The organism is Shewanella litorisediminis, assembly GCF_016834455.1.
Lineage (GTDB): Bacteria > Pseudomonadota > Gammaproteobacteria > Enterobacterales > Shewanellaceae > Shewanella > Shewanella litorisediminis.
In genome coordinates, this window is the sequence record NZ_CP069213.1 from 2,313,755 (window position 1) to 2,326,077 (window position 12,323).

The 12,323-nt window shown below is 51.7% G+C and carries 12 protein-coding genes; 6 read left to right on the forward strand and 6 right to left on the reverse strand.

Translation table 11 applies throughout. The annotated features are described in order from the left end of the window. Positions 1-27 precede the first annotated feature (27 nt). The 3 genes from speA to JQC75_RS10050 form a co-directional block, all read right to left on the reverse strand. On the reverse strand, positions 28-1,938 hold the full coding sequence (gene speA / locus JQC75_RS10040; RefSeq protein WP_203323986.1) for a biosynthetic arginine decarboxylase: 1,911 nt from the start codon (positions 1,936-1,938) through the stop codon (positions 28-30). Between the two features lie 28 nt (positions 1,939-1,966). Further along, positions 1,967-2,842, reverse strand: a complete 876-nt coding sequence (speE, locus tag JQC75_RS10045) for a polyamine aminopropyltransferase (protein WP_203323987.1) — start codon at positions 2,840-2,842, stop codon at positions 1,967-1,969. 104 nt (positions 2,843-2,946) lie between these two features. Then, complete coding sequence (locus JQC75_RS10050; RefSeq protein WP_203323988.1) at positions 2,947-3,090, reverse strand: hypothetical protein; 144 nt, start codon at positions 3,088-3,090, stop codon at positions 2,947-2,949. Between the two features lie 500 nt (positions 3,091-3,590). On the opposite strand from JQC75_RS10050, the gene JQC75_RS10055 reads away from it, so the two are divergent. From JQC75_RS10055 to JQC75_RS10070, 4 genes are all read left to right on the forward strand, one after another. Next, positions 3,591-4,421 carry a CvfB family protein gene (locus JQC75_RS10055; RefSeq protein WP_203323989.1) on the forward strand — a complete coding sequence of 277 codons (831 nt, stop codon included), beginning with the start codon at positions 3,591-3,593 and terminating at the stop codon, positions 4,419-4,421. Between the two features lie 123 nt (positions 4,422-4,544). Next, positions 4,545-5,171, forward strand: coding sequence for a YceH family protein (locus JQC75_RS10060; protein ID WP_203323990.1), 627 nt, complete (start codon positions 4,545-4,547; stop codon positions 5,169-5,171). Between the two features lie 22 nt (positions 5,172-5,193). Continuing rightward, complete coding sequence (locus JQC75_RS10065; RefSeq protein WP_203323991.1) at positions 5,194-6,033, forward strand: ABC transporter permease subunit; 840 nt, start codon at positions 5,194-5,196, stop codon at positions 6,031-6,033. Beyond that, positions 6,030-6,935 (forward strand): ABC transporter ATP-binding protein, encoded by a 906-nt coding sequence (locus JQC75_RS10070; RefSeq protein ID WP_203323992.1) that lies wholly within the window; start codon positions 6,030-6,032, stop codon positions 6,933-6,935. Before JQC75_RS10065 ends, JQC75_RS10070 begins: the two co-directional genes overlap by 4 nt. A gap of 475 nt (positions 6,936-7,410) precedes the next feature. Here the strand turns inward: JQC75_RS10070 and JQC75_RS10075 are convergent, their stop codons facing one another. The 3 genes from JQC75_RS10075 to JQC75_RS10085 form a co-directional block, all read right to left on the reverse strand. Next, positions 7,411-7,620, reverse strand: a complete 210-nt coding sequence (locus JQC75_RS10075) for a cold-shock protein (protein ID WP_011760083.1) — start codon at positions 7,618-7,620, stop codon at positions 7,411-7,413. 287 nt (positions 7,621-7,907) lie between these two features. Further along, the gene (gene rlmA / locus JQC75_RS10080) at positions 7,908-8,747 is read right to left on the reverse strand and encodes a 23S rRNA (guanine(745)-N(1))-methyltransferase (RefSeq protein ID WP_203323993.1); all 840 of its coding nucleotides are present in this window, start codon (positions 8,745-8,747) and stop codon (positions 7,908-7,910) included. Next, positions 8,747-9,634 (reverse strand): hypothetical protein, encoded by an 888-nt coding sequence (locus tag JQC75_RS10085; protein WP_203323994.1) that lies wholly within the window; start codon positions 9,632-9,634, stop codon positions 8,747-8,749. The genes rlmA and JQC75_RS10085 overlap by 1 nt, the downstream gene beginning before the upstream one ends. A 202-nt stretch (positions 9,635-9,836) precedes the next feature. Between JQC75_RS10085 and sbcB the strand changes: the two genes are divergently transcribed. Continuing rightward, entirely contained in the window at positions 9,837-11,249 is a 1,413-nt protein-coding gene (gene sbcB, locus JQC75_RS10090) for an exodeoxyribonuclease I (RefSeq protein WP_203323995.1), read from the forward strand. Between the two features lie 97 nt (positions 11,250-11,346). Next, the gene (gene cdd / locus JQC75_RS10095; RefSeq protein WP_203323996.1) at positions 11,347-12,237 is read left to right on the forward strand and encodes a cytidine deaminase; all 891 of its coding nucleotides are present in this window, start codon (positions 11,347-11,349) and stop codon (positions 12,235-12,237) included. The last annotated feature ends 86 nt before the right edge of the window (positions 12,238-12,323 follow it).

The window sequence follows — 12,323 nt, forward strand, 5'->3', positions numbered from 1 at the left end:
CCTGGCTTCACCTTGCCTTAGTATGGGTTAAAAATCTTCCAGGTAGGTGTACCCCTTGAGGCCAACCTGGAGTTCTTCGAGGATCATCGCGCGCTCGTCTTCTGCAATGTGAGAGTTCACCAGTTCCTCGTAAGTGCGCATAAAGGACACGGCATCGAGGTTCACATAACGCAGTACATCGGCCACGGTATCACCGGCAAGCACAGACTCAATATTGGTCTGGCCTTCTTCGTCGATACGCACCACAGCGGAGTTGGTATCACCGAAGAGGTTGTGCAGGTCGCCGAGGATTTCCTGATAAGCACCCACCAGGAAGAAACCAATGAGATATGGGTCTTCAGCAGACCAGTTTGGCACCGGCAGTGTGGTTTCAATGCCCTGACCGTCTACGTATTGATCAACAATACCGTCAGAGTCGCAGGTGATGTCCAGCATCACAGCGCGACGTTCAGGCACCTTGTCCAGGCCCGACAGCGGCAACACAGGGAATACCTGGTCGATACCCCAGGCATCCGGCAACGACTGGAACAGAGAAAAGTTCACAAAGAATCTGTCAGCCAGCTTCTCGTTCAGTTCATCGATGATCGGGCGCTGATAACGGTTACGGGCATTCATCAACCCCTGCAACTCATGGCACACCGCCAGGTTACACTGCTCGGCCCAGGCACGGTCTTCAAGACTCAGCTGTCCCAGTGCAAACAGCGACTGGGCTTCGGCCAGATCAGACTGGGTGTCGTGGAAGATTTCAATCAGGGCGCGCTGGTCGAGGCGTGAGCTGATTTCGTTCCAGCTGCGCCACATGTTGTGCAGCAGCTGAGGCGCGTCTTCTTCCGGCGCAGGAATGTCTTCCGGGCTGTAGGACTCTGTGCCAATCACATCGGTGATGAGCACCGCGTGGTGGGCAGTCAGGTAACGGCCAGACTCAGAAATAATGCGCGGCATTGGCTGCTCGTTCTGGTTACACACGTCGGTGAGCACAGACACGATATTGTTGGCGTATTCGGCCAGCGCATAGTTCATGGAGTTGTTTGACTGGCTGCGGGTACCATCGTAATCCACGGCCAGGCCGCCGCCCACGTCAAAGCAGTTCACCTTGGCACCCAGCTTACGCAGTTCACAGTAAAAACGTGCGGCTTCACCCACGCCGTGGCGAATGTCACGAATGTTGGCGATTTGCGAGCCCAGGTGGAAGTGCAGCAGCTGCAAAGATTCCAGCATGTCTTCGTCTTTCAGACGTTCGACCACTTTCAGGATTTGTGCGGCAGACAGACCGAACTTCGACTTTTCACCGCCGCTCGCCTGCCACTTGCCCTTGCCCTGGAAGGCCAAACGGGCACGCAGACCCAAACGTGGTGTCACACCCAGCTTCTTGGACTCATCCAGCACCATCTGCAGCTCGGACATTTTCTCGAGCACTATGTACACGCTGTGGCCGAGCTTCTCACCAATCAGCGCCAGACGAATATATTCTTTATCTTTGTAACCGTTACACACGATAACAGAGCTGGCCTTTTGGGCCATGGCGAGTACAGCCATCAGCTCTGGCTTACTGCCGGCCTCAAGACCCAGCTGCGGTACGGTTTTACTGACCTGGCTCGCGAGAATTTCTTCCACCACGGTTTGCTGCTGGTTTACCTTAATGGGGTACACCAACAGGTAATCAGATTGATAGTCGTATTTCTGAATGGCCTGGTTGAACATCTGGCACAGGTGGTCGACTCTGTGGTGCAGAATTTGCGGGAAACGCACCAGTACAGGCAAGCTTACGCCGGCTTTTACCATATCCTTGGCAAGCGCGTTCAATCCTATTTTGAAGGTGGGATTCTTAGGATCCGGGGAGACTGTCACCTCACCCTCGTCGCTGATCCCATAAAAACCCTGACTCCAGTGGGCAACGTTGTACCCGGCGCGGGCGTCGTCAATTGACCATTCGTTCATCTCAATTGTGCCTATTAATAGTGAGATATTAAGCGGTCACGGTCATCGCTGACCGGATCGCCTGTTCGACGTATTTTGGCAAGGCAAAGCTTGCCTGATGCAAAGCCGGCGTGTAGTAACGGGTACTGATCCCAGCCTCGTTGAAACGCGCCTCGAGGGTTGCAAGGTCAAGCTTGCGTGCCTCTGGATTGTCGGTGGCCCAGGCAAATGCCATGGCTCCACCAATGTACGTTGGGACTGCGGCCATGTAAAACCAGCATTCCCGGGTATAAGTGCTCATGCGGCGCACCGTATCCTGCAGGGACTCTACCTGCATAAAGGGCACCCCATTTTGGGCGACAAAGATGCCGTTTTCATTAAGACATCTTTTGCAACCCGCATAAAAATCTGAACTGAACAGCACTTCGCCTGGACCCACAGGGTCAGTACAGTCAGAGATAATCACATCAAAACGCTCGTTGCAGCTGGCAACAAAGTCAATACCATCAGCAATAACCAGTTCGACACGGGGATCGTCGTACGCGCCGGCAGAGTGATTGGGCAGCCAGGTTTTACACATGTCCACCACGGCGCCATCAATCTCCACCATCACGATACGCTCAATCCCCCTGTGTTTCACCACTTCGCGCAGCATACCGCCATCGCCACCGCCGATGATGAGCAGGCTTTTTACCCGGCCATGTGCCAATACCGGCACGTGGGTCAGCATTTCGTGATAGACAAACTCATCGGCTTCGGTGGTTTGAATGGCGCCATTAAGTGCCATCACCCGGCCAAAGCGGGCATTTTCAAAAATCGATAAATGCCATTGACTGGTTTTTTGCTCAAAGAGCACCTTGTCTATCTCGAAATATTGACCATAGCCGCTATGCAGCGTCTCGAAATATAGCTTGTTGTCTTGCATTGTTCTGTATCCGATTGCGTCGGTAAGAAAAGTGTAGAATACCCATACCCTTGCACTCCAATGGAAAGACGGGATGGGAAGCCGTAAGGTCTTGTCAGACCGGCTTATTTGGGACTATTGGCCTCTTCACGGCCAGAATTGATGCGGATAAGGGTAAGGTGTTTCACATCTGTGTCGATGGCCACCAGGTCCTGAGTCAGGCAAGAAGCCAGCTTGAGGCAATGTGCAGAAAGCAAATGATAGTGCATTAGCCAACTCCCCCTTCCATTAAGCCGTACCCCTTGCGTTATTAGGATGTGCAAGGTGACACGGTCTTTGACTCATCCAAAATACCCAGACCGATAAAGTGACCTGTAAACAGGCGATAACCTTTGGGAAGAACCCCAAAAACGGCGCAATTAAACCCTGCATACTTCAAGAATGCAAGCAAGAATTCGCATTTGTTCAATGAGTTGCAAGATATACTACAAAGCGAACTTTACCTCTCAAAGGGGGTTTACAAAAATGGGCAGAATATCAAGCAGTAACACAACTTTTTGATTCACCATTTCTGTGAGTGTGTTCAATATTTTTAAATAGCAGAATCGTGTTTTTAGACACCCAAAAACCTTGATAAAAACGCGGTATTTGCCCGTCGAGGACCAGCTGAGCAAATCCTGTCCCAGTAGCGGTCTAAACTGAGGTTAATCGGCTCGGTTTGGGGTATAATCCTCGCCGTAATGCCCATTCATCTGAAATCAGGTACTCAATGATCCAATTAGGAAAGACTTGCCGGTTGGCGGTTGTTAAACAAGTTAATTTTGGTTTTTATCTCAACGCCGGTGACTTTGGCCAGGTGCTGTTACCCAATAAATTTGCACCGGACAACCTGCAAGTAGGCGATGAGCTCGACGTATTCCTGTACCTGGACTCTGAAGACACTCCCATTGCCACCACTCAAAAGCCGTTGGCCCAAGTGGGTGAGTTTGCCAATCTTAAAATAGTGTCAGTGAGCCGGGTCGGCGCATTCCTCGATTGGGGACTGGACAAAGACTTGCTGCTGCCCTTTGCCGAACAGACCCGTCCACCGGAAGAAGGCAAGTATCAGTTGGTGCACCTGCACATCAACCGCGCCGACGACAGAATAGTCGCCTCTGCAAAGCTGGATAAGTTTCTGGACAAGACGCCAGCTTCTTACAAGCCAGGCCAGGAAGTGAAACTGACCATCGCCGGACGCACAGACCTGGGTTATAAGGCAATTATCAACAACAGCCACTGGGGTCTTATCCATCAAAGCGATGTGTTCAAGCCACTGTGTGCGGGCAATAAGCTCAAGGGTTACATCAAGCAGGTACGCCACGACGGTAAAATCGATCTGGTGCTCAACAAAGGTACCCGAGATGAGTTGGATGCCCACTCCGGCGTTATCCTGAAAAAACTGCAGGCCGCCGGTGGATTTTTGCCATTGGGTGACAAGACTGATGCCGACGTGATTTACGCTGAGCTGGGCATGAGCAAAAAAGCCTTTAAAAAGAGCATTGGAGGCCTCTTTAAAGAGGGCAAACTCCGAATAGCCGACGACGGACTCTATCTGAGCTGATGGATATAAAACGGTGGCCTTGCCACCGTTTTTTTATTGGCGAATTGGTAACAAAGTACGTTGCCTATGGGCACAAGCAGCCGGCTCTGATATAACAGATTCAGGAAGTTAAAGGAGTTTTCAATGTTGCTTGATGCCATCGAAGCCAGAATTATCGGCTGTTTATTGGAAAAAGAAGTTACCACACCGGATCAATATCCCCTTTCCCTCAATGCCCTCACCCTGGCTTGCAATCAAAAAAGCAGCCGGGATCCCGTGATGGACCTGTCTGAAACACAGGTGCAGGCAGGCATTGATGAACTCGCCAAAAAACGCTTGATAAGCGAACAATCCGGCTTTGGCAGCCGCGTCGTAAAATATAAGCACCGGTTTTGTAATACTGAGTTTTCTGATCTTCAGCTTTCCAGTGCGCAGGTTGCCGTAGTCAGTCTGTTGCTGCTCAGGGGCCCCCAGACTCCCGGCGAGCTGAGAACCCGTGCCGGACGACAGCATGAGTTCAAAGACATCGGCGAAGTCGAAGCTACCCTCACGGCACTGGCATCGAGGGAATCGCCATTGGTGGTTCAACTCCCCAGAGATCCAGGTAAACGGGAATCAAGATTCAGTCTGACGATAGTCGAATCCTCTGAGAGTCCGGCGTTGGTTCCCTCCCAAGTCGACGAAAGAGACGATAGCCGCATTGCTGCCCTTGAAGAGCGAGTCGCGCAATTGGAAGCGCACCTGGATGCACTCTTAAATCAAACACACTAATCAGTGATAACAGGACGTTAGCATGTCTCAACCTCAGCTTGCCCATCCGGGACCTTTGATGCATGTCTGGCTAATCGCCAGACAGGAAGTCATTAAAGGTTTTTTCAATCTTCGGGGTCTGATAGCCCTGGTCGCTTATTGCCTGGTATGGGGACTTATTCTCTACTACCCCATCCGCAGCGCCGCCAAATACCTTGCCGATCCCCATATGCGCCAAATGTTGACGGAAATGCTCGGCATGGTCAGTCCTAAGCATTTGCTCTCATGGGATGTCCCTGAGCTGTCACTATTTTGGGTCATTAGCCTCTACTGGTTCCCGCTGTTTGCCATTTTGAGCAGTGCAGATCAGTTTGCCTCAGACAAAAGCCGCAAAACCTTCCGCTTTTTGGTACAGCGCACCGGCCGGGATGCCTTATTTTTTGGCCGTGTGTTCGGGCAATTATTATTGCAAAGTGCCTATATCATCACTGCCGGATTGGCCACGCTGATACTGACGCTGTTTCGTGAGCCGGAACTCGCAGCCACTGCGATTTCTGACGGTGTTCTGGTACTGTTGAACCTGCTGATTGTTATCACCCCCTACATAGCACTGATGGCCTTGCTGTCGCTTTATGCCAACAGTGCCCGCCAGGCAACCCTGTTCGCCGTGCTGGTATGGTGCGTGCTCAAAATTCTTGCGGCCCTTGCCGCCTATTACCTGCCTTCGCTGCCAAGCCTGGATTGGCTGTTGCCGGGGAGCCAGATTGACTTGATAGTGGATAACACACCGCTCGGTGCCCTGCTCCACGCGCCACTGCCCTTGATTCAAGCTGCGGTGCTGCTCGCCTTGGGCTTGATATACATGAAAAGGAGCGCACTGTGAGCCTTTTAGTATCCCGAAACCTGACCAAACGTTACGGCAGTAAAATTGCGCTGGATGCTGTATCGCTGCAAGTAGAAGCCGGCGCCCCTGTTGCGCTGGTTGGCCCAAACGGCGCCGGTAAAACAACCCTGATGAGTCTGATGTGTGGTTACATCCAGCCTGACGGTGGCAGCCTCGAAATCCTTGGTCACCCTCCCGGCAGCCGTCAATTGCTGGGAAAAGTCTGCGCCCTGCCGCAGGATGCCTTGCTGGATCCCAACTTCAGCGTGGGCGAGCAGCTGACCTTTTTTGCATCGCTGCAAGGATTCTCAGGCAAAGAAGCCCGCAGGGAGGCTGAGCGGGTATTGGAGCTCGTTCAACTGAGAGAAGCGACGCCTCACAAACCCACAGCCCTCAGCCATGGCATGGGCAAGCGTGTCGCCATAGCACAGGCCTTGATAGGCACCCCTCAACTGGTGCTTTTGGATGAACCCACCGCCGGATTGGATCCGGCAAACGCCCGAGCCGTGAGGGAATTGATAGCCCATACCAGCGAACAAACCACATTCCTGATTTCATCACACAACCTCGAAGAACTTGAGCGTCTGTGTGACACTGTGCTGTATCTGGATAAAGGCAAACTCAGTCAGTCCCTGTCGATGAAGTCACAGACTACTGAGCGCTTTTTGACGTTAAGCCTCCAAGAGGTTGCAGCGGAAGGACTCGGTGACAAGCTGAGCACACTGCCAGGGGTTCAAAGCGTGAAACGTCAGCATAACGGCCGTGAATTTATTATCGGCTTTGAGCCAACGTCACAAGAGTACGGTCTTGAAAAGGCGGCGCTGGACTTACTGGCAACAGAAGGCATTCGGTATCGGCAACTGCTGAATGGCAAGAGTTTGGAAGACAAACTCTTTTCCTGAACGCCCTATATGAAAAAGCACCCTTTGAGGGTGCTTTTTCATACTTTTCTGCGGCTACTGAGAATGACAAACCTACAACGCCGCTGTCACTTACTGCACCACATCAATAAGCTAACCGGCCCCGGATTGAATCAGCCCTAATTCGGCGCCAAAGACAACGACAGACTCAGCGATTCTGAAAGTCCAGCCTGCCCGCAACGCTGCCGGCCCAAACAATCAGTCCACACAAACAGGCCATGCACCCGCTCCAAGTAAACAGAGTCTCTTGCGACGCCTTGTCTTGGCTGCATCAGGTATCATCCATGAGCGTCCCGTTAATCATAATGGCGACACTTTCCCGCACTCACAGCCAGATCTTACTCCAGATAGAGGCGCGCACGACAATTTCAGCAACAAGCACAATGGCAAAAGCTAAATTCGAGGCAACAAAAAAGCCGTGGCATTGGCCACGGCTTTTATACATCTCTTGGGAGAATTAACCGATTACGGTTACGTTCTCAGCCTGAGGACCTTTCTGACCCTGGGTCACGGTGAAAGACACCTTCTGACCTTCGTCCAGAGTCTTGAAACCGTCAGTGTTGATGGCGCGGAAGTGAACAAACACATCTGGGCCAGCTTCCTGAGCGATAAAACCAAAGCCTTTATCAGCGTTGAACCACTTAACTACACCAGTCACTTGAGACATATCGGTATCCTGTAACATTAAATATTTAAACAATTGCCAATTATGGCGGTGGAGCGGGAAAAGCCGGTATTACTTAATGTTTACAGGACAAACTGGTCGTGCGGAACACAAAATAAATCCAACCTTCAAGCTTCATCGACTATACTCCATCCTAGACATAAGTCAACAAACCTTTGTGTCTGGCGCTCTGATTTTTTACTTAAATTTCTGTAATTTGGCGTCAGCGCTGTTCAAATACCGTACAGACAGCGTCTAAAGACTCAGCCAAGCCATTATATTTTCAAGTTTTACAGCATCCGGCGCTGTAAGTTGATCCGAAAATCCAGCTCGCAACTGAATGGCTCGCTCGCAAGCTGCCTGCGCGCCTCCGGGGTGAATTTCCAGGCGTAGGGTGTCATCTCCAGAAACGCGAGTATCAGCTCTGGCGTGTCCATATCAAGCTGCCATTGCAAGCGCTCTGAGCTCACCAGTTCAAATCCATCGATTTGCTCTTCTTTATCCTCGTGCAGCCTGGGCGTGTCGTAGATGCGCTTCTTAACAGCAAAGTGGTGCATGGGGCCTGCGGAGGCTGTCAGTAAATAGCCGCCCGGTTTGACCAAACGCTTCAGTTCCTCTGCTTTTGACGGCGCGTAAATTCGCATTATCAGATCGAAAAAAGCCGTTTCAAAGGGTGTTTCAAAGCTGCTTGCCACGCAAAAATGAATTTGCTGATATCTTTTGGCGGCCGATTTCAGCGCCGCACGGGAGATGTCGAGTCCATAGAACTGGGGCTGAATACCAGCCTTTGCCAATCCCTGCTGCAAACGATGGGTGTAATAGCCTTCACCGCATCCCAGATCCAGGATCCTGTTGGGTTTTACAGGTAACCCAAGCACCAGTTCGCCCAATCTGTCACTCAGCTTTTGATAGGCGCCCGATTCCAAAAACAGGCGTCGCGCCTTCATCATCTCTTTATTGTCACCGGGATCTTTTGAACGCTTTTTCTGCACCGGCAACAGATTGATATAGCCCTCTTTTGCCCTATCGAACCCATGTCCCTTTGGGCACACCATGGTCGCCTCGCCGGCACACAAAGGCGCTTTACACAAAGGGCAAAGATAAGTCGGCTGAACGTTCAGGGGCACCATTAATCTTCCTCTGCGATGGCCAGCACCATGGCATTAACCTCTGGCGTGGATAAGAGTTCATAGCATTCAAGCAATCGCTTGAGTTTATCTATGTCGTGTCCAAAATCGTTGGCGCTGTTGCCAAGTTTTGGACGCTCCTGCGATTGAGCGTACTGACGAAGTAACCATTGCCGACGTTGACTCAGCATAGGTTCTATTCGCATAGCTTCGGCCGCAAGCCCTGGATGACTGTCAACTCCAGAAAGATAGGAAACCAGTTCAAGCCTCGCCTGTTCAAGCTCGGTAATCAATAACGCCAGAGCTGCACTGCTGGCGTCATATTCAGGCTCCCTGGCAAGAACTGCTTTGGCATTTTGAAGCACCAAGGGGTCTTCGCACAGGTGCAAATCAGTTTCGAGGGCCACCAGGCTGAATTCCCCCTCGCTTCCCAAACGAAAACCCATCAGCGCAGGCTCATTGGGATCCAATGTCAGAGTGATAAGTAAGCCTCTTCGAAGCCGTTCCAACAAACGTGCAGGGGTGCGGCTGCTGTTGGCGTAGACTCTGAGTCCCTGACCAGGGCCCCGACGCAGTTGTCCGGTTGTTGTTTGGCTCACCACATCTTCCGCAAGAGACTTAAGATCGCTTCCCGAACACAGACCCGATTGTTCAGTCTTCGCAGTATTCAATAGGGGGTAAGGACTTAGGCTGAAACCTGCCTGTAATCTCAGTAAAATCTCAGCTTCGGCTCCCGCTCTGGTCACCACAACCTCGATGAGCGGCGCACGCATCGCCTGCATCAGTACAAAATCACTGACGTCATGGGTGAGGCTTAGTAAAAAACGCGAAGACTGTTGCCCCGGTTCGATGCTCAGGAGTTCCGGCAGCCGATAATATTGATTGAACATGAGAAAATCCTTCCAATGGTGGGATATTTTACCTCCGTATCTCATCCATGGTCATCCGCAATTTACATAAGGCTCCCAACAAATCGCCCTGGCTGACGTATATTTATCCAACAAGGCGGTCTGAAAACCGCTAAGAGATGAATATGGCGCGTCAAGTGATAAGATAAGCGCTTATATTGTCACGGACAGAGCTAATTTCCCGATGGAAAACTATATTCAGCCCACTATTTTTTGGCACGATTATGAAACGTTCGGAGCCAGCCCGGCCAAGGACAGGCCAGCACAATTTGCCGGTATCAGAACCGATCTGGACCTGAATATTATCGAAGAGCCTGTCACCTTTTACTGCCGTTTAAGCCCCGATTACTTGCCCTCACCCGAGGCCATTCTTATCACCGGCATTACACCGCAACTGGCAAATCGACAGGGTATACCCGAAACCGAATTTATGGGCCGTATTCAGGCCATTTTCAGTCGCCCCAATACCTGTGTTGCAGGCTACAATTCGCTGCGCTTCGATGATGAGGTCAGTCGCTACGGTTTCTATCGCAACTTTATTGACCCCTATGCCCGTGAGTGGCAACAGGGCAATTCCCGCTGGGATATCATCGACTTGGTGCGCGCCTGTTATGCACTGCGCCCAGAAGGGATCAACTGGCCCGAAAAAGAAGACGGCAGCCCCAGCTTTAAACTCGAGCATCTGACTGCAGCCAATGGCCTGGGGCACGACAAGGCCCACGACGCCATGTCCGATGTCTATGCCACTATCGCACTGGCGCGGCTTATCAAGGAAAAGCAGCCCAAGCTTTATGACTACTATTTCCGTTTAAGGCGCAAACAAGCCGTCGCCGAGCAAATTGACGTGCTCGCCATGCAGCCCCTGGTACACATCAGTTCAAAGATTCCGGCAACCCAAGGCTGTGCCACCCTGATAGCTCCGGTCGCGCATCATATGCGCAATAAAAATGCGGTCATTTGCGTGAATCTCGCCATGGACATTCAGCCACTTATCGATTTGGATGTGGATGCGCTGCGTGCAAGGCTTTATACCAAACGGGAAGATCTAGCCAGTGATGAGCTGCCGGTGCCGGTTAAGCAAATTCATTTGAACAAGTGCCCCTTTATCGCCACAGCCAAAACCCTGGAAGATGCCAATGCCGAGCGCCTGGGTATAGACAAAGCATTTGCCCGGGAACAATACAAGCGATTGAAACAGCATCCGGAAATTCGCGAAAAGCTCACTGCACTGTTTGAGGATGAACCACAACAGCAAAGTGCGGATCCCGATTATATGCTTTACAGTGGCGGATTCTTCAGCCCTGCTGACCGCGCCAAGATGGATATTATCCGCGCCACGGCCCCGGAGCATTTGGCGGCTCTTGAGCTGCAATTCGATGATTCTCGCCTGCCGGAAATGCTGTTTCGTTATCGGGCGCGCAACTACCCGCTCACCTTGTCCTATGATGAAAACCTGCGGTGGCGCGAGTTTTGCCAAGGTCGCCTCAACGACCCTGACTATGTTATCCGGCTGGAAAACCTGTTGGAAGAAACCGCCAAGGATGAAAAAAAGCAAAAACTACTTGGGGCTTTATGCCAATATCTGCAGTCACTTTAAGATCAACTCACCTGAATTTGGGAGTCGCCTCCCATTTTCGCTGTAACAGAATGACTAAACTGTCAGTCAGCAAAATTAACAATGAAGGAAAACGGCCATGCAAGACAGATTTGTCCGCCGGATTAACGAATTACCCAAGGCTCTGGCCGATGCGCTTATCCCTATGCTGGGAGAGCAGTTCTGCGGTCATTTGGACGCCCTGCAGGTAAAGAATCTTTGCGATATCTCAGGCCTCGACAGTCATGGGCTGGGACTCGCTCTGCTGCCTGTTGCAGCGGCGCTTGCGAAACCACCGGTGAGTGACTTCTACGTGGGCGCCATTGCCGTGGGCAGCGGTGGTGATTTTTACATGGGCGGCAATCTCGAGCTTCAGGGCGAAGCCCTGTTCCACTCTGTTCACGCCGAACAAAGTGCCATCAGCCATGCCTGGCTTTCAGGCGAGACCCAAATAAGCGACATCATAGTCAACGCCAGCCCCTGTGGGCACTGCCGCCAGTTTATGAATGAGCTTGTTGAAGGACAGGCGATCCGCATTCACCTGCCCGGACAAGACACAGCGCCATTGAACCACTATCTGCCCTATGCCTTTGGTCCAGCGGATTTGAATATCAGTACGCCGTTGCTGACCAAGCAACAAACCGAGCTTGAACTCGAAAGCGACGATCCCTTGCTGATAGAAGCGCTTGATCATGCAGGTTTATCTTACGCGCCTTACAGCCAGTGCCACGCCGCTGTTGTGCTTCAAACAGCTGATGGCGCAAGCTTCTGCGGCCGCTACGCCGAAAATGCCGCGTTCAACCCATCCATGTTGCCAATGCAAATGGCCTTGTCGGCCCTTGTCAGACACAACAGAGATTTCAGCGATATCAAGCGCGCCGTGCTGCTGGAGTCCTCACTGGGTAAGATTTCCCTGGTGGGCGCCACCATGGATGCCCTCCATGCTGTTGTGGCAGTTGAGCTCGAACACTTGGTGGTGGACCCGGTATAAACCTGGTTCAATCGCTGTGAAAAAGCCCGCATTAAGCGGGCTTTCTGTTTTATCCGGTAAGGCTACTTCACTGAACTAACTGACGG